The sequence below is a fragment of the Sphingomonas sp. PAMC26645 genome (assembly GCF_004795835.1).
Classification (GTDB): Bacteria; Pseudomonadota; Alphaproteobacteria; order Sphingomonadales; family Sphingomonadaceae; genus Sphingomonas.
The window spans coordinates 4175717-4199556 of sequence record NZ_CP039249.1; the positions used below are offsets into that span (position 1 = coordinate 4175717).

The 23840-nt window shown below is 66.7% G+C and carries 19 protein-coding genes; 12 read left to right on the forward strand and 7 right to left on the reverse strand.

All coding sequences use genetic code 11. From position 1 onward, the window contains the following. Positions 1 to 6 precede the first annotated feature (6 nt). Positions 7 to 2529, reverse strand: a complete 2523-nt coding sequence (hrpB, locus tag E5673_RS19080) for an ATP-dependent helicase HrpB (protein ID WP_136191203.1) — start codon at positions 2527 to 2529, stop codon at positions 7 to 9. A 507-nt stretch (positions 2530 to 3036) separates the two neighbouring features. Between hrpB and E5673_RS19085 the strand changes: the two genes are divergently transcribed. The 3 genes from E5673_RS19085 (at position 3037) to E5673_RS19095 (ending at position 7536) form a co-directional block, all read left to right on the forward strand. Next, positions 3037 to 5556 (forward strand): transglycosylase domain-containing protein, encoded by a 2520-nt coding sequence (locus E5673_RS19085; RefSeq protein ID WP_136191204.1) that lies wholly within the window; start codon positions 3037 to 3039, stop codon positions 5554 to 5556. 133 nt (positions 5557 to 5689) lie between these two features. Then, positions 5690 to 6817, forward strand: coding sequence for a peptide chain release factor 2 (prfB, locus tag E5673_RS19090; RefSeq protein WP_056051599.1), 1128 nt, complete (start codon positions 5690 to 5692; stop codon positions 6815 to 6817). Positions 6818 to 6840: 23 nt separating this feature from the next. Further along, positions 6841 to 7536, forward strand: coding sequence for a class I SAM-dependent methyltransferase (locus tag E5673_RS19095; protein ID WP_136191205.1), 696 nt, complete (start codon positions 6841 to 6843; stop codon positions 7534 to 7536). A gap of 161 nt (positions 7537 to 7697) precedes the next feature. On the opposite strand, the gene E5673_RS19100 is transcribed toward E5673_RS19095, so the two are convergent. Continuing rightward, positions 7698 to 8090, reverse strand: a complete 393-nt coding sequence (locus E5673_RS19100) for a JAB domain-containing protein (protein ID WP_136191206.1) — start codon at positions 8088 to 8090, stop codon at positions 7698 to 7700. Between the two features lie 85 nt (positions 8091 to 8175). Here E5673_RS19100 and E5673_RS19105 point away from each other — a divergent pair, with 85 nt between their 5' ends. The 7 genes from E5673_RS19105 to E5673_RS19135 all read left to right on the forward strand — a co-directional run bounded on the left by E5673_RS19105 (position 8176) and on the right by E5673_RS19135 (position 15324). Further along, complete coding sequence (locus E5673_RS19105) at positions 8176 to 8970, forward strand: thymidylate synthase (RefSeq protein WP_136191207.1); 795 nt, start codon at positions 8176 to 8178, stop codon at positions 8968 to 8970. A 79-nt stretch (positions 8971 to 9049) separates the two neighbouring features. After that, complete coding sequence (locus tag E5673_RS19110) at positions 9050 to 9568, forward strand: hemerythrin domain-containing protein (protein ID WP_136191208.1); 519 nt, start codon at positions 9050 to 9052, stop codon at positions 9566 to 9568. Positions 9569 to 9762: 194 nt separating this feature from the next. Further along, positions 9763 to 10227, forward strand: a complete 465-nt coding sequence (locus tag E5673_RS19115) for a dihydrofolate reductase (protein ID WP_136191209.1) — start codon at positions 9763 to 9765, stop codon at positions 10225 to 10227. 120 nt (positions 10228 to 10347) lie between these two features. Further along, on the forward strand, positions 10348 to 11283 hold the full coding sequence (locus E5673_RS19120) for a bifunctional riboflavin kinase/FAD synthetase (protein ID WP_136191210.1): 936 nt from the start codon (positions 10348 to 10350) through the stop codon (positions 11281 to 11283). Between the two features lie 196 nt (positions 11284 to 11479). Then, positions 11480 to 14422: an isoleucine--tRNA ligase gene (gene ileS, locus E5673_RS19125; RefSeq protein ID WP_136191211.1), complete on the forward strand. Its 2943-nt coding sequence runs from the start codon at positions 11480 to 11482 to the stop codon at positions 14420 to 14422. Next, on the forward strand, positions 14415 to 14918 hold the full coding sequence (gene lspA / locus E5673_RS19130; RefSeq protein WP_056489618.1) for a signal peptidase II: 504 nt from the start codon (positions 14415 to 14417) through the stop codon (positions 14916 to 14918). The genes ileS and lspA overlap by 8 nt, the downstream gene beginning before the upstream one ends. Further along, positions 14911 to 15324, forward strand: coding sequence for a DUF3035 domain-containing protein (locus tag E5673_RS19135; RefSeq protein WP_136191212.1), 414 nt, complete (start codon positions 14911 to 14913; stop codon positions 15322 to 15324). The genes lspA and E5673_RS19135 overlap by 8 nt, the downstream gene beginning before the upstream one ends. A 201-nt stretch (positions 15325 to 15525) precedes the next feature. Here the strand turns inward: E5673_RS19135 and E5673_RS19140 are convergent, their stop codons facing one another. From E5673_RS19140 to E5673_RS19160, 5 genes are all read right to left on the reverse strand, one after another. Then, positions 15526 to 16383 (reverse strand): TorF family putative porin, encoded by an 858-nt coding sequence (locus E5673_RS19140; RefSeq protein ID WP_136191213.1) that lies wholly within the window; start codon positions 16381 to 16383, stop codon positions 15526 to 15528. Positions 16384 to 16603: 220 nt separating this feature from the next. Further along, complete coding sequence (bluB, locus tag E5673_RS19145) at positions 16604 to 17269, reverse strand: 5,6-dimethylbenzimidazole synthase (RefSeq protein WP_136191214.1); 666 nt, start codon at positions 17267 to 17269, stop codon at positions 16604 to 16606. Positions 17270 to 17272: 3 nt separating this feature from the next. After that, entirely contained in the window at positions 17273 to 18469 is a 1197-nt protein-coding gene (gene metC, locus E5673_RS19150; protein ID WP_136191215.1) for a cystathionine beta-lyase, read from the reverse strand. Next, positions 18466 to 19308 (reverse strand): sulfurtransferase, encoded by an 843-nt coding sequence (locus tag E5673_RS19155; protein ID WP_136191216.1) that lies wholly within the window; start codon positions 19306 to 19308, stop codon positions 18466 to 18468. The genes metC and E5673_RS19155 overlap by 4 nt, the downstream gene beginning before the upstream one ends. A gap of 24 nt (positions 19309 to 19332) precedes the next feature. Continuing rightward, complete coding sequence (locus E5673_RS19160; RefSeq protein WP_136191217.1) at positions 19333 to 20889, reverse strand: cryptochrome/photolyase family protein; 1557 nt, start codon at positions 20887 to 20889, stop codon at positions 19333 to 19335. Between the two features lie 20 nt (positions 20890 to 20909). Between E5673_RS19160 and queF the strand changes: the two genes are divergently transcribed. Then, entirely contained in the window at positions 20910 to 21368 is a 459-nt protein-coding gene (gene queF / locus E5673_RS19165; protein WP_136191218.1) for a preQ(1) synthase, read from the forward strand. A gap of 146 nt (positions 21369 to 21514) precedes the next feature. Then, positions 21515 to 23785: a glycosyltransferase family 4 protein gene (locus tag E5673_RS19170; protein WP_136191219.1), complete on the forward strand. Its 2271-nt coding sequence runs from the start codon at positions 21515 to 21517 to the stop codon at positions 23783 to 23785. Positions 23786 to 23840 lie beyond the last annotated feature (55 nt).

Below are 23840 nucleotides of genomic sequence, written 5' to 3' on the forward strand. Positions count from 1 at the left end.
GCCCCCTTATCGCGAACCGGCGGCCCTTGCATCCGCCTTTTTTGTGCGCAGCGTGGCGGACGCCGCGGCGGGGTCGTCGGGCCAGGGATGCTTGGGATAGCGGCCGCGCATTTCCTTCGCCACCGCGGTCCAGCTGCCGGCCCAGAAACCGGGAAGATCTCGCGTCGTTTGGATCGGCCGGCCGGCGGGGGATGTGAGGCTCAGCACCAGCGGTACGCAGGCCTCGCCGATCACCGGGTGGATCGCGAGGCCGAACAGGGCTTGCACGCGGAGTTCCACCCGGGGGCCTCCTTCCGCGGCGTAGTCGATTGCGTGCGTGCTGCCGGCGGGGCTAGTGAAATCGGGCGGGGCAAGGCAGTTGATCGTCTGCATCGCGTCCCAGCCGAGCAGGTTGCGCAGCGCTTCGGCAAGCGCGCCGGGGGCTATCGTGTCGAGTCGGCGCTTACCGGTTAGAAGCGGTGCGAGCCATTCGTCGACGCGGTCGAGCAAAGTCGCGTCATCGAGCGGGACGCCGGCATAGGCGGCGCGGTCGCGCAGGGTTTGGGCGCCGTCGCTCCACGGTAGCAGTGCGAAGCCGTGCTCGCGGACGCCGTCGATGAGCGCGGCGAGAATCGCGTCGGGGTCCGCGCCACTGTCGGGGCCGCTCGACAGGCGGATCGCGCCGAGGCGGCGTTCGCGGAGCGCCTGGATGCCGCCGGTTGTGGGGTCGAACGTCACGGTGCGGCGGGATCCGATGCGGTCGGCGAAGAGGGTTTCGACGGTGGCTTGGTCGATCGCCACGGCGGAGAGAATGCGCGCGCCGGCGGCCGAGCCTTGGGTGTCGGCGACGGCGAGCCATTCCGAGCGGGCGAGTGGCGAGGTCGGGTCGAGCTTGAACCCGCGGCCGCCGACCGAGGCCCAGGTTTCGCCGGATGGGTCTCGCCGTCGCGCGACGCGATCAGGAAAGCCGAGCGCTACACACACTTCTGCTCCCCTCCCGCTTGCGGGAGGGGTCGGGGGAGGGGCTGACCCAGCAGTGCCGCGCGCTTGGGATATGTCGCGCCCTCCCCCGACCCCTCCCGCAAGCGGGAGGGGAGCAAGGCGTGCCCACTTGTCCGCCATCGCTCTTGCCGCCTGCGCCTTCGCACCACGTTCGGTTTTCCAGCGGCGGAGGCGGGTTTCGAGGTCGACGTCCTGTCCACCGATGCCGCGCTCGCCGAGCAGAACCGCGATTTGCGCCGCTACGTTCGCCAAGCCGCGTTCCCCCGCCCTCAGCAGCATATGCGCGAGTCTCGGCGGCATTGGCAGCTTCGCGATCGCGCGGCCATGCGACGTCGGGCGGCCGTCTTCGATCGCCTCCAGCGTCGTCAGCCGCGCCGTCGCCTCGTCGATAGCGGCGGCGGGGGGCGGGTCGATCCATCGGAGGTCTCGCGGATCGCCGACACCCCATAGTGCGCAGGCTAGGACCAGCGCGGACAGGTCCGCCTCCAGGATTTCGGGCGGGTCGTAGCGCGGCAGGCCGGCGGTCGCAGCTTCTTCCCACAAGCGATACGCGATGCCCGCCCCGAGGCGCGCGGCGCGGCCCGCGCGCTGGGTGACCGCGGCCTGGCTCGCGCGCTCGGTGACCAGGCGCGTCATGCCGACGGCGCGGTCGTAGCGCGGGCGTCTCGCCAGCCCGGAGTCGACGACGATGCGGATGCCATCGAGCGTCAGGCTGGTCTCCGCGATGCTGGTCGCGAGCACGACCTTCCGCCGGCCGTCCGGTTCGGGAAGGATCGCGGCGCGCTGGGCTGCGGGATCGAGGCTGCCGTGGAGTTCGTGGAGGACGATGTCCTCGGGCAGGTTGGCGAGGCGGTCGGCGGTGCGCTCGATCTCCGCGACACCTGGGAGGAAGGCGAGCACACCGCCCTCCGCTTCGCCGAGTGCGCGGCGGATCGCGGCGGCGACCGAGTCCTCGATGCGGAGTTCGGCTTGGCGGCCGATGTAGCGGAGGGTGAGTGGGTAGCTGCGGCCTTCGCTTTCGATGACGGGGGCGCCGTCCATCAATGCCGCGAACCGCGCACCGTCGAGCGTTGCGGACATCGCAACGATACGGAGGTCGGGGCGGAAACCGGCTTGCACGTCTAGCGCCAGCGCGAGGCCGAAATCGCCGTCGAGGCTGCGTTCGTGGACTTCGTCGAACAGGACTGCGGACACGCCGGCGAGTTCGGGATCGGCCTGAATGCGCGCCACGAAAATGCCCTCCGTGATGACCGTCACGCGGGTCGCGGCGGAGCGCTTGCTGTCCATGCGGGTGGCGTAACCGAAGGTCTGGCCGACCGGCTCGCCGGCGGTGGAGGCCATGCGTTCGGCGGCCGCGCGGGCGGCGAGGCGGCGGGGCGAAAGGAGGAGAATCTCGCCGGTGCACCAGGGTTCGGTGAGCAGAGCCGGCGCGACTGCCGTAGTTTTGCCGGCGCCTGGGGGAGCGACGAGGACCGCGGAGGTGCGGTCGCGGAGGGTGGCGAGCAGGTCGGGGAGTACGGCTAGGATCGGGAGCGGCGGCGGGGTCATGCGTGCCTGCTGCCACAGTAGCGGGGTCGGCGACAGGTTTTGCTTGGGCGGCCCCTTGGAAGGTGCGGGTTCAAACCGACGATCGCGCGCCTTCGATCCTCCCCCGCCAGGGGGAGGTGGCAGGCACTTGCCTGACGGAGGGGGAGGTAAGGGAAACCGATGTTTCGTGTCCTCCCCCTCCGTCGCTTCGCGCCACCTCCCCCTGGCGGGGAGGATCGCTGGGCTCGGTGGAAGTCGATGGCTTACCCAACCGCCGACCACACCGCCCCGGCGAAGGCCGGGGTCCAATTGGGAAACGGCGGTGACAGCCGTTGCGCTCCGTTACTGCCACCTCTCCAATTGAGCCCCGGCCTTCGCCGGGGTGGTGGACATAGGCGGACGGACGCAGCACCGGGCGAGCTTGGAATAGCAAACCTCTGCCGAACGCGTTGCGACAGCCCGCCCCGCCCCTATCCCACCGAAGGCTGGCAAGCGCCCGCGAACCTGCTAGACGCTCCGCCAGTAATCATGGCGTCCGATCCCTCCCCCACCTCGACGACGGCGACAGGCCGCACCTCCGACCGGCTGCGCGGCAGGGTTGCGCGCGCCTGGGCGAGTCGCTGGACCAGGGCGGCGCTGGTGCTGGTCGTGCTTGGCTTCGTCGCGATCTTCGCGTTCTGGTTCGCGGTTATGCGTGACCTGCCTTCCGTGGACACGTTGCGCACCTACGAGCCACCGCTGCCGACCAACGTCCGCGGGATCGATGGCGCGCCGATCCATTCCTACGCACGCGAGCGCCGCGTCGAACTGAGCTATGCCGAATATCCGCCGCTGCTCGTGAAGGCGTTCCTCGCCGCCGAGGACAAGTCGTTCTTCGAGCATCACGGCGTCGATTATCCCGGCCTCGCTGGCGCGGTGTACGATTATGCGACCAAGCTCGGCACCGGCAAGCGCGCCAAGGGCGGCTCGACGATCACGCAGCAGGTCGCGAAGAACCTGTTGATCGGCAACGCCTATTCGCCGTCGCGCAAACTGCGCGAGGCGGTGCTGGCGTACAAGATCGAGGATACGCTGACCAAGGAGCAGATCCTCGAGCTGTACCTCAACCAGATCGCGCTCGGCCGGAACGCGTTCGGCGTCGAGGCGGCGAGCCATGCGTATTTCGACAAGGAACTCGACCAGCTCGATCTCGCGCAGATGGCGTATCTTGCCATTCTGCCCAAGGGTCCGTCGAACTACGATCCGGTGCGCAACACCGAGAAGGCGATGACGCGGCGCAATTACGTGCTCAACCGGATGCTCGACAACGGCTTCATCACGCGCGCGCAGCATGACCAGGCGAATGCCGAGCCGCTCGGCGCGGTGATGCGGCGGACGCCCAAGTTCGAGAGCGTCGGCGGCTATTTCGTCGAGGAAGTCCGCCGCCAGTTGATGGCGAAGTTCGGCGAGAACGCGAAGGATGGTCCGTACAGCGTCTATTCGGGCGGACTGTGGGTGCGGACGTCGTTCGACGCGAAGTTGCAGGATCTGGCGCAGCAGGCGTTGCGCGACGGTCTCGTCCGGTTCGACAGCGGGCGCGGCTGGAACGGGCCCATTCGCCATGTCGAGATCGAGGACGACAACTGGCTCCAGCCGTTGCTCAACAGCAATATCGCGCTCGATTACCGGGACTGGGTCGCGGCGATCGTGACGGGCAAGGACGGCAACGCCTGGAGCCTCGGCTTCCGCACCGGCAAGACCGGCACGCTGCCGCGCTATGCTGCGCAGATGCCGGTACGCGGCAAGGGCGGCAACGCATTCGGCGCGATCGAGGTCGGCGACATCATTGCGGTGGCGCCGGACGGTGGCGAATTTTCGCTGCGGGCGATCCCCAAGGTCTCGGGCGCGTTCGTCGTCGAGGAACCCTCTTCGGGCCGCGTGCTGGCGATGCAGGGTGGGTTCGACGACCGATTGCAGGCGTTCAACCGCGCGACGCAGGCAATGCGGCAGCCGGGCTCGACGATCAAGCCGATCGTCTATTCCGCCGCGCTCGACAACGGCATGACGCCTGCGTCGATCATCGTCGACGGGCCGTTCTGCGTCTATCAGGGCGCGCGGCTGGGCCAGAAATGCTTCCGCAACTTCGGCAATTCGCGCGGGTCCGGTCCGCATACGATGCGCTGGGGTATCGAGCAGTCGCGCAACCTGATGACCGTGCGCGCCGCCGCACAGACCGGCATGCCGAAGGTCGTCGCGACGATCAAGAAGATGGGCGTCGGCGATTACGCGCCCTATCTCTCCTACGCGCTAGGGGCCGGCGAGACGACCGTCGGGCGGATGGTCAACGCGTATTCGATCCTCGCCAACAACGGCAAGGGCGGCCCGCCGTCGCTGATCGACTTCGTCCAGGATCGTCACGGCAAGGTGATCTGGCCCGAGAACTGGCGGCCGTGCGATCGCTGCAACGCGCCCGACTGGGACGGCAAGCCGATGCCGCGGCCGATCACGCGCCAGCGCCAGGTGCTCGATGCGATGACGGCGTATCAGATGGTCCATATCACCGAAGGCGTCGTCCAGCGCGGCACCGCGGTGACGTTGCGCGATCTCGACCGACCGATGTTCGGCAAGACCGGCACCAACAACGGCCCGACCGACGTGTGGTTCGTCGGGGGCACGCCGCAGTTCGTCGGCGGACTGTATATCGGGTTCGACACGCCCAAGAACCTCGGTGGCGCGGCCCAGGGCGGCACGCTTGCCGCGCCGATCTTCAAGCAGTTCGCGGTGAAGGCGTATGAGGACCTGCCCAAGCTGCCGTTCCGAGCGCCCGCCGGGATTCGCATGGTCCGGATCGATCGCGGTAGCGGGCGGCCGGTCTATGGCACATGGCCCGACACCAGCGATCCCAAACCCGCGGTGATCTGGGAAGCGTTCAAGCCCGAGAGCGAACCGCGGCGGGCCGCGCGACGCTCGGATGTCGCCCCCACGGCTGCCACGACGACGACCGCGGTCAAGAAGGCCGAAGCCCCGCGCGACAGCGATTTCTTGCAAAGACAAGGCGGAATCTACTAGCGCGCTTATATAGATGTCACCCCGGCGCCCGCCGGAGACCCGCCCCGCTCGCTTGGGACGGCGATCCCGGCCTCCGCTGGGACGACGAAATTCCCCGGCCTCCGCCGGGGCGGCGGAATTTTTGGAGAATATCATGCGCGCCGAAGCGCAGGCTCACGTAGACACCATCAACGACGCGCTGGCGCTGCTGCGCCGCTTCCTCGACTGGGACCGCGCGCTGCGTCGTCTCGACGAGCTGAACGCGCGCGTCGAGGATCAGGCGCTCTGGTCCGATCCCAAGGCCGCGCAGGAGGTGATGCGCGAGCGTCGTCGTCTCGACGAGGCGATCAGCGCGACGCGCGCGATCCAGAGCGAACTGTCGGACACCGCCGAGCTGATCGAGATGGCCGAGGCCGAGGGCGATACTGAGATGGAGGCGGACGGCGTTGCGTCGCTCGCCGAACTCGCCGCGCGTGCCGACAAGGACAAGATCAAGGCGCTGCTGGCCGGCGAGGCCGACGCGAACGACACCTATATCGAGGTCAATGCCGGCGCCGGCGGGACCGAGAGCCAGGACTGGGCAGGCATGCTCAGTCGGATGTATTCGCGCTGGGGCGAGCGCCACGGTCTGAAGGTCGAACTGGTCGACCAGCATTCGGGCGAGCAGGCGGGGATCAAGTCCGCGACGCTGCTGCTGAAGGGCGAGAACGCGTACGGTTACGCCAAGACCGAGAGCGGCGTGCACCGGCTCGTCCGGATCAGCCCGTACGATTCGGCGGCGCGGCGGCACACCTCGTTTGCCAGCGTCTGGGTGTACCCGGTCGTCGACGACAATATCGAGGTCGAATACAACGAGAGTGACCTCCGCATCGACACCTACCGCGCGTCGGGCGCCGGCGGCCAGCATATCAACACGACCGACTCGGCGGTGCGCATCACGCACATCCCGACCGGCATCGTCGTGCAGTGTCAGAACCAGCGCTCGCAGCACAAGAACAAGGCCGAGGCGTACAACCAGCTCCGCGCGCGTCTGTACGAGCGCGAACTGGCGATCCGCGAGACAGCGGCGAACGCCGAGAATGCCGGCAAGACCGATATCGGCTGGGGTCACCAGATCCGCTCGTACGTGCTTCAGCCGTACCAGATGGTGAAGGACCTGCGCACCGGCGTGGTGTCGACCAGCCCGTCGGACGTGCTCGACGGCGACCTCGAGATGTTCATGGCGGCGGCACTGTCGCAGCGCGTCACCGGCGAGGCCGTCGAGGTGGAGGACGTCGATTGAGCTTGCGGGGTATCCTTGCCCTGATGGTCCTGCCGATGCTCGTGCTGAGCGCCTGCGATGGCAGCAAGCCGCTGATCAAGCGCGAGCCCAAGGAGCCGGTGTTCCCCGCCGCCGACCGTCCGGTCGCGTCGATCGTCTCGACGCGCTGGTCGAACGAGGAAGCGCGCGACCGGCTCAACGAAGCCGGCGAGGTCATGAACAAGGGCGAGATCCGCAAGGGCATGACGGTCGCGGATATCGGCGCGGGCGAGGGATACTATACGATCCGCCTCGCGGCGCGCGTCGGCAAGGACGGCCGCGTGCTCGCGGAGGACATCATCCCGGCGGTGCGCGACCAGCTGGCGGAACGTGTCGCGCGCGAGGATCTGGCGAACGTCAGCGTGAAGCTGGGCGAGGCGAACGATCCGAAGCTGCCCGAGGCGAGCTTCGACCGGGTGCTGATGGTGCACATGTATCACGAGATCGAGCAGCCCTACGAGTTCCTGTGGCGGTTGCGGCCATCACTGAAGCCTGACGGGCTGGTCGTGGTGGTCGATGCGAACCGCCCGACGCAGAACCACGGCACGCCGCCGGCGCTGCTGAAGTGCGAGTTCGCGGCGGTCGGGTATACGCAGGTGGATACCGACGACATGCCGTCGGCCGGGGGCTACATCGCGACGTTCCGCGCGACCGGGCCGCGGCCGGCGCCGGAGGAAATACGGGCGTGTCGGCTGGGGTGAGGTTGGGTTCCGAAGCTTAACTGACCCAAAAGCACCACCCCGGCGAAGGCCGGGGCCCAATTGGAAAGGTCGCAGTAACGGCGAGCTGCGCGTAGTTAGCTACTTCCCCCAATTGGGCCCCGGCCTCCGCCGGGGTGGTGCAATTAGGGGAGTAAGCCTTCTTACACCAATCCCATCGCGCGCAGGCTCGTCACCTCGTCAACCGCGATCACCAGATGATCCAGCATGACCACCTCCAACGTCCGCAACCCCGCAGCCAGCGCCCGCGTGAACGCCACGTCCCGCGCGCTCGGCGTGGCATCCCCGCTCGGGTGGTTGTGCGCGAGGAGCACCCCGTGAGCGCCGAACGCCAGCGCATCCACCGCGATTGTCCGGATCGAGATCGCCACCCGATCCCGCCCCCCGACGACATGCCGCATCCCGAGAAGCCTCCGATCCGGATCAAGATACGCCACCGCGACCGTCTCGACCGTGGCATTACGCAGCCCAGCGAACAGCGCCCGCGCCGCAGCGAGGTCAGCGATACGACGCGAAGGCACGGGCGATGGCGGCACATACCCGCCTGCCCCGCGACACCGGCGGCCGCACGCACAACTACATCCGCTTGAGCCCCCGCCCCCGCATCGCTACGCAAACCCGATGCGCCAATATCTAGACCTCATGGACCGCGTGCTCTCGACCGGCGTCGAGACGATGGATCGCACCGGCACCGGCACGCTCAGCGTGTTCGGCGCGCAGATGCGCTTCGATCTCGCGCAGGGCTTCCCCGTGCTCACCACCAAGAAGCTCCACCTCCGCTCGATCATCGTCGAGTTGCTGTGGTTCCTGCGCGGCGACACCAACGTGCGCTGGCTACAGGACCGGAAAGTGGCGATCTGGGATGAATGGGCAGACGAGAATGGCGATCTCGGCCCGGTTTACGGCAAGCAGTGGCGCGACTGGGTCGCCGCGGATGGCCGCCATATCGACCAGATCGCCGAGCTGATCGATCAGATCAAGACCAACCCCGCCTCGCGCCGCCAGATCGTCAGCGCATGGAACCCCGGCGACCTCCACGCGATGGCACTCGCGCCGTGCCACTGCCTGTTCCAGACGCATGTCGCGGGCGGCAAGCTGTCGCTGCAACTCTACCAGCGCTCGGGCGACATCTTCCTCGGCGTGCCGTTCAACATCGCCAGCTATGCACTGCTGACGCACATCCTCGCGCAGCAATGCGGGCTGGAGGTCGGCGAGTTCATCTGGACCGGTGGCGATTGCCACCTCTATTCGAACCATCTGGAACAGGCGCAACTGCAACTGACGCGCTCGCCGGGGCCTCTCCCGCGCCTTGAGATCGTCCGAAAGCCGGACTCGATCGACGCCTACGAGTATGAGGATTTCGTCCTCCACGACTACGTCGCGCAGGCGCATATCAAGGCCCCCGTCGCGGTCTGAACAGAGAGCGACTCCGCGGCAGCGCCGCGCGACCGAATCGCAATAGGAACCGCCCGTGCGCTGTGCGGTTCAGATGCGCATGGATATCACACAGCTCATTCTCGACGAACACGCCCAGCAGCGCGCACTGTTCGCGCAGATCGATTCGATCGACGCCAAGGACACCGAGGCGCTGTCGGCGCTCTGGACCCGCCTCAAGAACCTGCTCGACGCGCATGCCGAGGCGGAGGAACGCTTCTTCTACCCGCGGCTGATGAAGATCGGCACCGGCGGCAACGACGCCGACTCGGCCGCCGAGGAGACCGAGGACGCGATCGAGGATCACAACGATATCCGCGAGACCGGCGAAGCGGTCGACAAGCATCCGGTCGGCTCGGACGCGTGGTTCGAAGCGGTGGGCGAATGCAACAAGGCGAACAGCGATCACCTGGCCGAGGAAGAACGGCAGGGGCTCACCGATTTCCGCAAGCATGCGACGCTGGAGGAGCGGCATGAACTGGGCGTGCGGTTTGCGGCGTTCGAGGCAAATCACCTGAACGGGGTGAAGGTCGTCGAGAAGGATCCCGAGGCGTATGTGAAGGAGCACGCGCCGGGTTAAACCACACCGTTTATCTACCACCCCGGCGAAGGCCGGGGCCCAATTGGAAAGGTCGGAGTAACGGGGCGCGGCGCCCATCAGCAGCGTTTCCCAATTGGGCCCCGGCCTCCGCCGGGGTGGTTGCTCGTTAGGCGGAGTATGCCGACTTAAACGGAAGTGTAGCCCCCCTCCCCTCATTCCGGCATGACCGAAACATGATGACCTTCTACCTCGCCCGCGCCAGCAACGGCGTCATCGGCCGCGACGGGCAGCTCCCCTGGCGCATCCCCGCCGACCTCAAGCGCTTCAAGGCGCTGACGATGGGCAAGCCGATGGTGATGGGGCGCAAGACGTTCGAGAGCTTCCCGAGCCCCCTTCCCGGCCGCCGGCATATCGTCCTGACGCGGGGGGGCTGGACGGCTCCAGGCGCCGAGGTCGCGCATTCGGTCGAGCAAGCACTGAAGATGGCCGGCGACGACGTCGCGGTCATCGGCGGCGCACAGATCTATGCGGAGTTGCTCCCCCATGCGGACCGGATCGAACTGACCGAAGTCCATGACGAACCCGAAGGCGACGCCGTCGTCCCCGCGTTTGAGGGCTGGCGCGAGATCGCCCGCGAGGACCACTTAGGCGAAAAGCAACGGCCCGCTTATAGCTTCGTCACCCTCACCCGCCCCTGAGACGTGTTCTCCCGCGAAGGCGGGAGCCCAGACTGGACTCCCGCCTTCGCGGGAGAACGAGTTGCGCGAGGTGACAAGAGGTGTGGCGCCGCTCTTCCACCCTCCCTATAGCCCGCCTCCATGCAGCGGCTCGACGGCGGCGCGCCCATTCCTTCGCATCTTGCGAACGGAATCGTCGCGCTGGGCAATTTCGATGGATTCCACCTTGGTCACCAGGCAGTGGTCGCGCGCGCGATCGCTTGGGCCAAAGCTGAAGGCCGGCCCGCGCTGGTGGCGACGTTCGATCCGCACCCGGTGCGGCATTTTCGCCCTGACACCGCCCCCTTCCGCCTCACCACGCTCGACCAGCGCGAGCGGCTGTTCGCGGAGGCCGGCGCCGACGCGATGGTGGTGTTCCATTTCGACGGCGATCTCGCCGCGCTGACCGCCGAGGAATTCATCGCCCAGCGGCTCGAGGACAATCTCCGCATCGGCGGCGTCGTTACCGGCGAGGATTTCACCTTCGGCAAGGGCAAGGCCGGCACCGTCCACACGCTGGCCTCGCGCGGCCCGGTCCACGGGTTCCGCGCGGAGACCGTCGGCGCGGTCGCGCTGAACGGCGAGACCGTCTCGTCCACGCGCATCCGCGACGCGTTGCGCAGCGGCGACATGGCGACCGCGACGCGGCTGCTCACGCGGCCGTTCGCGATCGAGGGCGTGGTGCAGCACGGCGACAAGCTCGGCCGGACGATCGGCTATCCGACCGCCAATCTCGACATGGGCAATTACCTCCGCCCGGCGTACGGGATCTATGCGGCGACCGGACGGCTGGAGGACGGCCGCGTGCTCAAAGGCGCGGCGAACCTCGGCATCCGCCCGAGCTTCGATCCGCCGAAGGAATTGCTGGAGCCGTATTTCTTCGACTTCTCGGAGGATCTGTATGGCCGTCGCGTCGAGGTATCGCTGGTCGAGTATCTCCGGCCGGAAGCGAAGTTCGACAGTCTCGACGCGCTGACGACGCAGATGGATGCCGACTGCGCGCGAGCCAGACTGATTCTCGGGTCCTCCCCTCCCTGAAAGGGAGGGGTTGGGGGTGGGTCGGCCGGTTGGCTGATGTCAATTCCCGCCTCAAGCCAACCCACCCCCGGCCCCTCCCTTTCAGGGAGGGGAGCAGAAGCCACCACAGCAACTACGCCCCAGTCTGATCCGCATCCTCCTCGCGGAGGGAGAGGGATGGCAACGTGCGGCCCTGTCGGCTAAGTGCGCCGTACTTATGACCGATACTCCTGCGCCCGCCCGCGATTACCGCGATACCGTCTTCCTGCCGAAGACCGACTTCCCGATGAAGGCGGGCCTCGCCGCGAAGGAGCCGGCGATCCTCGAGCGCTGGGCCAAGCTCGGCATCTACGACCGGTTGCGCGAACAGCGGCTCGGGCGCGAGCGGTTCATCCTGCACGACGGCCCGCCCTACGCGAACGGCGACATCCACATGGGCCACGCGATGAACAAGGTCCTGAAGGACATCATCGTCCGCTCGCAGTCGCTGATGGGCAAGGACGCGCCCTACGTCCCCGGCTGGGACTGCCACGGCCTGCCGATCGAGTGGAAGGTCGAGGAAGCGTACCGCGCGAAGAAGCTCAACAAGGACGACGTCCCCGTCGACCAGTTCCGCGCCGAATGCCGCGCCTATGCCGAGAAATGGGTCGCCGTCCAGAAGGCCGAGTTCGAGCGGCTCGGCGTGATGGGCGACTGGGCCGATCCGTATCTGACGATGAAGTACGAGGCCGAAGCCGCAATCGTCGGCGAGTTGCTCAAGTTCGCCGAGAGCGGCCAGCTGTACCGCGGCGCCAAGCCGGTGATGTGGTCGCCGGTCGAGAAGACTGCGCTCGCCGAGGCCGAGGTCGAGTATGAGGACATCGTCTCCACGCAGATCGACGTGGCGTTCGAGATCGACTCTGCGCCGAATGCGCCGGAACTGGTCGGCGCCTATGCGGTGATCTGGACGACGACGCCCTGGACGATCCCGGTGAACCAGGCGCTGAGCTATGGGCCTGAGATCGAGTATGTTGCCGTTGAAGCGAGCTGGGATCGCGAGCTAACGGATGCGTCGTTCGAGAATGGCGGCAATGTCATCAACAAGAAGTTGGTGATCGCGGAGGGGCTCCTCCCGCTGGTTGCGAAGCGCATGGGCTTCACAAGCAGCAATGTGATCTGGCGGGGCAAGGGCTCCGACCTCGCCGATGCCACCGCGCGCCACCCGATGCACGCACTCGGCGGGTTCTTCGCAAAGCCGCGCCCGTTCCTCCCCGGCGAGTTCGTCACGACCGATGCAGGCACCGGGCTCGTCCACATGGCGCCGGACCACGGCGAGGACGATTTCGAACTCTGCAAGCAATACGGCATCGACCCGGTCTTCGCGATCGACGGCGCCGGCATGTACCGCGCCGACTGGGCGTGGCTCGGCGGCCAGGGCAGCGTCATCAACAAGAAGTTCGTGAGCGCCGACGGCCCGATCTGCACCGACCTACGCGAGGTCGGCGCGTTGCTCGCGGCGAGCGACAACTTCAAGCACAGCTACCCGCATTCGTGGCGCTCGAAGGCGAAAGTGATCTTCCGCGCGACCCCGCAATGGTTCATCCCGATGGACCGGAGCGACACAGAGTCCCCCTCCCGCCTGCGGGAGGGGTTAGGGGAGGGCAGTGTCGCAAACGCTGCGCTCGACGCCTCCCCTCCCCCGACCCCTCCCGCAAGCGGGAGGGGAGCAGAAAGTGGCAACGGCGCTACCCTCCGCGAGATCGCGCTCGACGCGATCGCGGCCACCACCTGGATCCCCGCGCGTGCGGAAAACCGGATCACGTCGATGGTGCAGGGCCGCCCCGACTGGGTCATCTCGCGCCAGCGCGCCTGGGGCGTGCCGATCGCGTTGTTCGTCGACCGCGCCACCGGCCAGTACCTCAACGACGCGAACGTCAACGCGCGGATCGTCGAAGCCTTCCGCGAGAACGGCGCGGACGCGTGGTATGCCGACGGGCACCAGGCGCTGCTCGGCCCCGACTACGACCTCGCCGACTATGAGGTCGTGAAGGACATCCTCGACGTCTGGTTCGACTCCGGCTGCACGCACGTCTTCACGGTCGAAGCACGCTACGGCGAAGGCACGCGCGCGAACTTATATCTCGAAGGCTCCGACCAGCATCGCGGCTGGTTCCAGTCGTCGCTGCTCGAAAGCTGCGGCACGCGCGGTCGCGCACCGTATGACGCGGTCCTGACGCACGGCTTCGCGCTCGACGGCCAGGGCCGGAAGATGTCGAAGTCGCTCGGCAACGTCGTCGATCCGCTCAAGATCATCGGCGAGTCCGGCGCCGACATCCTGCGCATGTGGGTCGCCTCAACCGACTATTTCGACGACGTGAAGATCGGCAAGGAAGTGCTCGCCACCGCCTCCGACGCATACCGGAAGCTGCGCAACACGTTCCGCTACATGCTCGGCGCGCTCGAAGACTTCGACGAATCGGAGCGCGTAGCCGTGTCCGACATGCCCGAGCTGGAACGCTACGTGCTCCACCGCCTCGGCATGATCGACACCGAACTGCGCCAGGCGGCCGAAGCCTACGAGTTCAACCGCTACACGCGCCTGCTGACCGACTTCGCGAACGAGGACCTGTCCGCGTTCTTCTTCGATATCCGCAAGGACTCGCTCTATTGCGATGCGCCGAGCGACATCAAGCGCCGGTCGTACCGCACTGTCCTCGACGTGCTGTTCCACGCGCTCGTCCGCTACGCCGCGCCCGTCCTCTGCTTCACCGCAGAAGAAGTGTGGCAGTCACGCTTTCCCAACGATGACAGCTCGGTGCATTACCTCGAATGGCCGTCGCTGCCCGAGGTGGAGGATGGCGTCGAAGTCGGGAAGAAGTGGACGCAAATCCGTGCCCTTCGCGAAACGGTTACCGAAGCCATCGAACCCATGCGTCGCGAAAAGACCGTGCGTTCGAGTTTGGAGGCAGAGGTTACGATCAAATCGATGTCGCCTCTCGCGCCGACTGAAGCTGCGGAACTGGCCGAAGCGTTCATCGTCGCCAAGGTCACGCCGGGCGATGCGGTCACCGTGACGCGGACTGACTTCCACAAATGCGGCCGCTGCTGGCGCCACCTCCCCGAGGTGACGGTCGACGGCGAGCTCTGCAACCGATGCGACGAGGTAGTGGCCGATGCGTAACCTGCCAAAAGCCGGGTTCGGCGCGGCGATCGCGCTCTTCCTGGCCGACCAGCTCAGCAAATGGGCGGTGACCAAGCCGCTCGGGATCGATTCGCTCGGCGAGTCGCAGACGATCACGTCATTCTTCGACCTGCGCTTCGTGCCGAACATCGGCATCTCGCTCGGGCTGCTCCCCGCCGACGGACACCTGACCCGATGGGCGCTGGTGCTGCTGACCGGCGCGATCGCGGTCGGCGTCGCGGTGTGGATGACGCGCGAGAAGAACCCCGCAGATCAGGTCGCGCTGGGCTTCGTACTCGGCGGCGCGATCGGCAATATCCTCGACCGGATCCGGCTCGGCTACGTCGTCGATTTCTGCGACCTGCATATCGGCGAGTGGCGTCCGTTTTTGGTCTTCAATGTCGCCGATGCAGCGATTACTGTCGGCGTGCTCGTCCTGCTTGTTCGGGCGCTCCTCGTGCGCGAGAAGCCCCCTGTGGAGAATTCCCATGCGTAAGTTCGTACCCCTGGCCGCCGGCCTCACATGCGTCGCGCTGCTCAGTGGTTGCGGGGCAGGCCGAAGCCTCGATCGCGCACGCCCGGACGAGTTTGCGGTCGCGCGCCAAGCGCCGCTGGTGATTCCGCCCGATTTCGCGCTGGTCCCGCCGCAGCCCGGCGCAGCCCGCCCGCAGGATACCGCCGCCAACGCGCAGACGCTCGACGCACTGTTCGGTGGGGCCGCTACGCGCAGCCCGGCCGAGTCGGGCGTCGTCGCTGATGCGGGCGCCGACAATGACGATCCCGGCATCCGCTCCAGCGCAGGCGATCCCGGCACGACGGTCGTCGACAAGGGTTCGACGACGCGCGACATCGTCGCGGCGCCGGAGGGCGACGGCCAGGACGCGAAGACTACCGCGAACTGATCTGGTCCTAGCGGCTGACGAAAAAGGGCGGCTCCTCGCGGGGCCGCCCTTTTTCGTGTCTGACGATGTGGTTCGAAGAGCAGGAGATGCCAGTGGAAGCCTTAGCTTCCCTTCCTTGTTCTCCCGCGAAGGCGGGAGCCCAGTCTGGGTCCCCGCCTTCGCGGGGAAACAAGGTTCAGGGGCGCTCTCTCCTTAGAGCGATCAGAACGCGGCGGTCAGCGACACCAACACCTTGCCGCCGGCGATCGAACCGGTGCCGTCCTGGCCACGGCTGAAGCTCGGCTGGAGATACGCCGACTCGCGCTTCGAGATGTCGGTGTCGACATACGCCACGCCCAGCGTCAGCGGGGTCGTCGGGATCACGTAGTCCGCACCGAACAGCCAGTCCCAATACTCGCCGGTCGGCGACACGCTGGTCGCGAACGGCCCGAGGCCCTTGTTGCCGTTCGAATGGCCGACATGCGCCTTCACGGTCAGCCCAGTGTTGGGGATCCCGCTGCTGATATCGCCCCAGAGGTACAGATTGTCGTCCTTGGCGTTGACGCGGTCGTACACCCCGTTCGCCGCCGACGTACCGTTGACATACCAAGGCCCGAGCGCCTGCTGCTTGGGCGCATAGGCGACGCCCGCGAGCAACGCGACCGGGCCGACGGTGCCCGACAGCTTGGCATAGGGCTCGATGAAGTCGGTGTTGTCGAAGCCGCCCGGATACATGTACCAGGTCGCGCCGACGTCGATCGCGCCGCCGCCACCGATCGGCGTCTTGTAGCCGGCGATCAGATCGAGCTCCATGTTGGAACCGCCGAACGTACCCCAGCCCGCGAGGTTTGAACCCCAGGTGCCGATATAGATGCCGCTCTTGTGCGCGATCGTGATGCCGCCCTGGACGGCGAGGTTCTCGTCCGACTGTGACACGCCGCGAAAGCGATAGTCGTTGGTCAGCCCGACCGAACCCGAGACGGTGACCTCCTTGGGGGGCGCCGTGGCCGCATCCTGCGCGAACGCTGGCGTTGCGGCAGCCAAAGCAATGCCGCCGAGAAGAAGTGTGGTGAAGCGCATCGTTTCCCTTTCGATACCGGAAGTCGATGTCCGCCCTGCATCCGTGGACGCCGCATCTTTCGGGGCCGAACCCCAGTGCGGTCTTTCCAACGGTGACACCGCGATGACAGCCCATGGTGCGCCGCACAAGCGAATCTTGCGTACAATCGGGCTTTGACAGCGCGCATGTTGCGCAACCGCCACACTCATTTAAAAGGCAGCCGTCGCATCCAACGCGCGTTCAGCGCGCTATGACGTTGATCGGGCTTCGGTTTTCCCAACCCTCGCGCTCGAGTTCAGGGATGACGGCGTCGGTCTCGGCATAGCCGATGCAGAGATATGCGACGAGCTGCCAGATCTCCGGCACGTCGAGGATCGCACGGATCCGCGACGGGTCGAGGATCGAGACCCAGCCGAGGCCGATCCCCTGTGCGCGAGCGGCGAGCCACAGCGTGTGGACCGCGATGACGGCGGAATACGCGACGGCTTCGGGCATGGTCCGGCGGCCGAGGCCGTGGCCCTGCTCCGGATCGGGTTCGACGAACACCGCGACGTGGCACGGCGCCCGTTCGAGCCCGGCAAGCTTTAGCCCTGCGTAGGTAGCGGCCCTCTCCCCCTCCTGCGTCGTCAACTCCGCCGCGTTACACGCCTCGAAGTCCGCGCGGACTGCGGCGCGGCGGGCGGGGTCATCGATCGTGACGAACCGCCAGGGTTGGCTGAGTCCGACCGACGGCGAGGCGTTGGCGACCTCCAGCAACCGGTCGAGCAACCCGGTCGGCAGCGGGTCGCGCCGAAAATGCCGGACATCGCGGCGCCAGCGGAACAGCGTTTCGAGTTCGGCTTGGAACGCGGGTGCGAAGATCGGTGCTTCGGTGGCCTCCCCCGCGTGCGCGACTTGGTCGGAAATCGCCTAGGTCCGCGCTGCGGTGAAGGCCGCGAGCCCGGCTTCGAGATCGGCGATCAGGTCGGCGGGGTCTTCGAGGCCGATCTGGAGGCGGACCATCGGGCCTGCGGCGTCGCGCTTGGTGACGCTGCGGTGGCGATGCGGGTCGGCGGGGATGGCGAGGCTTTCGAAGCCGCCCCAGCTATAGCCGATGCCGAACAGTTGCAGCGTGTCGATCAGGGCGGCGCGGGACGCTTCGTCACCGCCGTTCAGGACGAACGAGAAGAGCCCGCTGGAGCCCTTGAAGTCGCGGACGAACAGGTCGTGGCCGGGGCAGTCGGGGAGTGCGGGATGGAGGACCTGCGCGACTTCGGGGCGGCTTTGGAGCCACCTCGCGATGGTCAGCGCGCTCGACTGATGCTGCGCGAGGCGGATCGCCATCGTGCGCAGGCCACGGCTGCCGAGCCAGCAATCGTCGGGGCTGGCGACCTGGCCGAGCTGGAAACTCGTCTCGCGCAGTTTCTTGAAATGGCCGGGCGCGGCGGTGACCGAGCCGAGCATGACGTCCGAATGGCCGACGACGTATTTCGTGCCGGCGAGGATCGTCAGGTCGACGCCGCGCTCGATCGCGGGGAAGAACAATGGGGTCGCCCAGGTGTTGTCGAGCAACGTCGTCACGCCGCGCGCCTTCGCAGCGGCAACGATGGCGGGAACGTCCTGCACCTCGAAGCTCAGCGAACCAGGGCTCTCCATGAAGATCGCCCGCGTGTTGTCGCCGATCAGGTCGGCGATGCCCGCACCGATCATCGGGTCGTAATAGCGGGTGGTGATGCCGAACCGCTTGAGCAGGCCGCCGGCCATGCCGCGCGTCGGATCATAGGCGCTGTCGACCAGCAGCAGTTCGTCGCCGGGCGACAGCACCGACAGCAGAGCCGCTGCGATCGCCGCGACACCCGAGCAATAGAGGAACGTCCCCTCCGCGCCGGGCTCGAGCGAGGTCAGCGCATCGGCGAGGCTCCACTGCGTCGGCGTGCCCTTGCGCCCGTAGAACAGCCGGTGATGCGTATCGCGCGTGGCGCTCTCGCGGAGATGACCGACCGAGTCGTACAGAATCGTCGAGGCACGCCAGACCGGCGGGCTGACGATGCCTTGAGTCCATTCCGGGCGGCGACCGGCGAGGACGATCTTGGTCGCGTCGCCGACCGGCTTGTTCGTGTCGCTCATGCCGTGCCTGTCGCCTTGGGTGTCGAGGGATCGCCACCCCATTCGGACCAGCTGCCATCGTAAAGCGCAGCCTCGCTACCGAGCAGATGCGCGCCGAATGCGAGCACCGATGCAGTGATGCCCGAGCCGCAGGTCATCACGAGCGGTTTCGAGAGGTCGACGCCGGCCTTGTCGAACTCGGCCTTCAGCGCATCGCCGGTCTTCCACGTCCCGTCGCCGTTGAACACCGCGCCCTGTGGCAGGTTCTTCGAACCCGGAATATGCCCCGGTGCCGTGCCCGGCCGCGGGTCTTCCTCCGCGCCGGTGAAGCGCGCCGCGGACCGCGCGTCGAGCACCTGCTCCGCACCGCTTTCGACGTTCGCCTTCATCTGGTCGAGATCGCGCACGCCCTGGAGGTCCGCCCAGGTCGTGAAGTGGCGATGCCGCGGCGTTTCTTTCCCCGTCGCGGTCTCGCGCCCCTCGGCCTGCCATTTGGCGAGCCCACCATCGAGGATCGCAACGTTGTGCGCGCCGAACAGCCGCAGCATCCACCACGCCCGCGCGGCCGTGTGCCAGGGCGAGCTGTCGTACAGCACGATCCGGCTGCCATCGCCGAGCCCCAGCGTCTGCATCCGGCTCGCGAACTTCTCCGCCGAGGGCAGCGTGTTGGGCAGGTCGCTGTCGGTATCGCGCAACTCGCTGAGGTTCATGAACACCGCGCCGGGGATGTGCGCCGCCTCATACTCCACCGCCGCATCGCGCCCTTCCGCGTAGGTCGCGTCGACGATCCGCAGATCGCCCAAGCCTGATGCCGCGCCCAGTTCGTTCGCCAGCCATTCGGTGCTTACCAACGCGTCCATATGCGGCTCCTTGTGCTCGATCGGTCAGTAGCCAGCCGGGCCGCTCGCGTCGAGGGAGGCGAGGAACCCCGCCGCCTGCGCACGCGTCGCCTCACGGTCCGCCTCGGACTGTTTCGCCCAGTTGCGATATGGCATCGCCAGCCGGTTGTTGCGCCCCAGCTTGTCCTCGTGCCGCGCGAGAAAATCCCAGTACAGCGCGTTGAACGGACACGCATCGGGCCCGATCCGCTGCTTCACGTTGTACCGGCATGTCCCGCAATAATCGGACATCCGGTCGATATACGCGCCCGACGAGATATACGGCTTAGACCCCAACAAGCCGCCATCCCCGAACTGGCTCATCCCCAGCGTGTTGGGCAGCTCGACCCATTCATACGCGTCGACATACACCTCCAGATACCAGAGGTGCACCTTGGCCGGGTCCGCGCCGATCAGCAGCGCGAAATTGCCCGTCACCATCAGCCGCTGGATATGGTGCGCGTGCGCAGTCTCCAGCGTCTGGCCGATCGCCTCGCGCAGGCAGTGCATGTCGGTCTCGCCGGTCCAGTACCAGCCGGGGAGTTCGCGGTGATGATCGAGGAAGTTGCGCTCGACGTACTCCGGTCCCTCGCGCCAGTAGATCCCGCGCATATATTCGCGCCAGCCGATGATCTGGCGGATATACCCCTCGACCGCGTTCAGCGGCGCACGACCGGCGCGATATTCCGCCTCCGCGCGACGGCACAAATCGAGCGGATCGAGCAGCCCCGAATTGATATAGGGCGACAGGATCGAGTGCCACAGATGCCGCTCGCCGGTGAGCATCGCATCCTCGTAGTCGCCGAACTGCGCTAGCGCGTGCTTGAAGAAATTCGCCGCCTGCCGCTCCGCATCCTTTGCGGTCACGGCGTATTCGAACCCGTCGAGACTCCCCGGATGATCCGCGAACCTTTCCGCCACCAGCGCCAGCACGTCGCGCGTGATCGCATCCGGCGCGAACACTAGCGGGCGCGGCATCAGCAGGTCGTTCTTGGCGGGCTTGCGGTTCTCCTTGTCGAAATTCCAGCGATCGCCCTCGGGCTTGCCGGCGGTCATCAACAGTCCGGTGCGCGTCCGCATCTGGCGATAGAACCACTCCATCGTGAGCGTCTTCCGCTCGGCCGCCCAATTCTCGAAATCGGCATGGCTGGCGATAAAGCGGTCGTCGCTGCGGATCTCGACGGGGATGCCGAACAGCGTCTCCCAGCTTTCGAGCATCGCCATCACGCGCCATTCGCCACCCTCGGTGACGATGATCCGCTCCGGATCATGCCGCTCGACCGCGCGCGCGATCTCGCCGGTGAAGCTGCCCGCATTGTCGGGGTCGTCGAGCCTAGTGTATTCGACAGTCCACCCCGCCTCGCGCAGCGCCTCGGCATGATGCCGCATCGCCGACAGGATATACGCGATCTTGCGCTTGTGGTGGCGGACGTAGGTCGTCTCCTCGTCGACCTCCATCATCAGCACGATCGTCGCCGCCGGGTCGCAGTCGCGCAGCGAGGCGAGGTCGATCGTGAGCTGGTCGCCGAGGATCGGTACGAGTGTGGTTTTCTTGCGCGTCATCGCATCCTACATGGCGGCACATGACCGCTCCCCAGAACCCATTGCATCTCGGCCAGAACAGCGCCCTCCCCGCCTCTCCAGAAGAGGCCGTGCTCGATTATGTTCCGAACCCGCGACCGGGTCGCACGTATCTCGTGCGGTTCGCGGCGCCCGAGTTCACGTCGCTGTGCCCCGTCACCGGCCAGCCCGACTTCGCGCACATCGTGATCGACTACGTCCCCGGCGAGGCGATCGTTGAATCCAAGTCGCTGAAACTCTTCCTGAGCAGCTTCCGCAACCATGCCGGGTTCCACGAGGATTGCACCGTCGGCATCGGCGAGCGCCTGTTCGAGGAGATGAAACCGGTGTGGCTGCGCATCGGCGGCTACTGGTATCCGCGCGGCGGAATCCCGATCGACGTGTTCTGGCAATCGAGTGCACCGCCGCAAGATCTGTGGCTGCCGGACCAGGGAGTCGCCTCCTATCGCGGTCGCGGATGAGGCACGCGTAAAACCGGTTTGATCTGGGTTGTTAGTATTCCCGTGCTGCACTGCATCATGTGATGAAACTTTATGCTACCTGAACCGTTCAAATGGATGCGCGACCGGGTTCTCCCAGAAGTGCGCGCTCAAACGAGGGACAGGGTATGGTGAAACCGGCGGACGGTGAGAATATCGCGCGACTGGCGCTGATCGGTAATTTCCTGCCGAGACAGTGTGGCATCGCCACCTTCACGACCGACGTTTTCACGGCCATGCGCGCGCGCTTCCCCGAGATCGCCGTCGACGTCTATGCGATGGACGATCACCCCGGCAAATACGACTACCCGGCCGAAGTCACCGGCACGATCCCCGAGCCCGATCTGTCGGCCTATATCGACACCGCGCGGAAGATCGAGGCGAGCGGCGCGCAGGCGATCTGGCTCCAGCACGAATACGGCATCTTCGGCGGCCCCGCCGGCGAGCACATCCTCGCACTGCTCGATCGCACGACGCTGCCGGTCATCGTCACGCTGCACACGATCCTTGAAAAGCCCAATGGCGACGAGCGCCGCGTGCTCGAAGGGCTGCTGCGTCGTGCTGCCCGCGTGGTTGTCATGGCCGAGCGTGGCCGCGACATCCTCCAGCGCGTCTACGGTGCCAACTCGCGCCAGATCGTCATGATCCCGCACGGCGTGCCCGATCGCGACCTGCTCGATCCCGCCGTGCTGAAGGACAAGTTCGGCTGGGAAGGGCGGAAAGTCATGCTGACGTTCGGCCTGCTCGCTCCCAACAAGGGGATCGAGACGGTCATCAACGCGCTCCCCGCGGTGATCGCGAAGCATCCCGACCTGCTGTACGTCGTGCTCGGCGCGACCCACCCGAACCTCGTCGCGTACGAGGGCGAGAAGTACCGCGACAAGCTGAAGGCGCTCGCCGCCGAGAAGGGCGTTGCCGACAACGTCTCGTTCGTCGATGCCTTCCTCGAGCATGGCGAACTGCTCGATTATCTGCAGGCGTCGGACGTCTATGTGACGCCCTATACCAACCCCGCGCAGATCACGTCGGGCACGCTCAGCTACGCGATCGGGGTCGGCAAGCCCGTCATCTCGACGCCGTACGTGCACGCGACCGAGATCCTCGCGGATGGCCACGGCGTGCTCGTCCCGTTCGGCGACGTCGATGCGTTCGCGCGCGAGATCGACGCGCTGATGTCGAACGACCGCGATCGCAATCGTCTGGCCGAGCGTGCCTATGCGCGCGGCCGCACGATGATCTGGCCGAAGCTTGCCGAGGCGATGATGACGGAGATCCGTGCGATCGTGGCGGCGCGCCCTTTTCGCCTCGCCAAGGTGCCAGCCCCGCTGAAGCAGCTGACGCCTGATTTCGCCGCGGTCGAGCGGATGAGCGATTCGACCGGGATGCTCCAGCATTCGATCTACTCGATCCCTGATCGTCGCCACGGCTACTGCATCGACGACAATTGCCGCGCGCTGATGCTGATGAGCGCGATGCCGGGTCTCGACGACGTGACGCGCGACAAGTGGATGACGATCTACGCGTCGTTCGTGCAGTATGCCTGGAACCCGGACACGCGCCGCTTCCGCAACTTCATGAACTTCGACCGCACCTGGTGCGAGGATTCGGGGTCGGAAGATTCGAACGGCCGCACGCTCTGGTCGCTCGGCGTTACCGCACGCGATGCGCAGGCCGCCAAGCACCGCGACTGGGCGACGGCGATGTTCGATTCGACCGCATCGATGGCGCTCGAACTCGGCTCCTTGCGTGCGCAGGCGTTCGCGATGCTCGGCGCGGCGGCAATGCTGGAGGCCAAGCCCGGTCACCAGCTGTCGCTGTCGATCCTCGAAGCCTTCCCCAAGGTCCATCTCGACCTGCTTGCGAAAGCGCGCCGTCCGGAATGGCAGTGGTTCGAGATCGTCCTCGCCTACGACAATACGCGCCTCCCGCAGGCGCTGATCCGCGCAGGCCAGGCGCTGGGGCGTCAGGACCTGATCGATTGTGGCCTCGCCACGCTCGACTGGATCGTCGCCAAGCAAACCTCGCCGGAGGGTCGTTTCCGCGCGGTCGGGTCGGAGAGCTTCAACCGGCCTTATGCGGAACCGTTGCAGTTCGACCAGCAGCCGCTGGAGGCGCAAGCCACGGTCGACGCATGCGCCGCAGCGTACGACGCGACCGGCGATGTGCGCTGGCGTGACGAGGCGTTACGCGCGTACGGCTGGTTCCTCGGCGTTAACGACCTCGACCTGCCGTTGGCCAGTGTCGCGGATGGCGGTTGCTATGACGGTTTGATGCCGACCGGGCTTAACCGAAACCAAGGCGCCGAGTCGATTTTGGCGCTCCAACTCGCAAGTTGTGCCATTTCAGGGGTATCAAAGGCAGCGCAAAGCGTGGCAGGAGCGGCGCGCGTCGTCGCCTAGCCACGCTAGAGACAGCCTGACAGGCGACGGTGCGCTGAGTGGAACGACGCGGGGC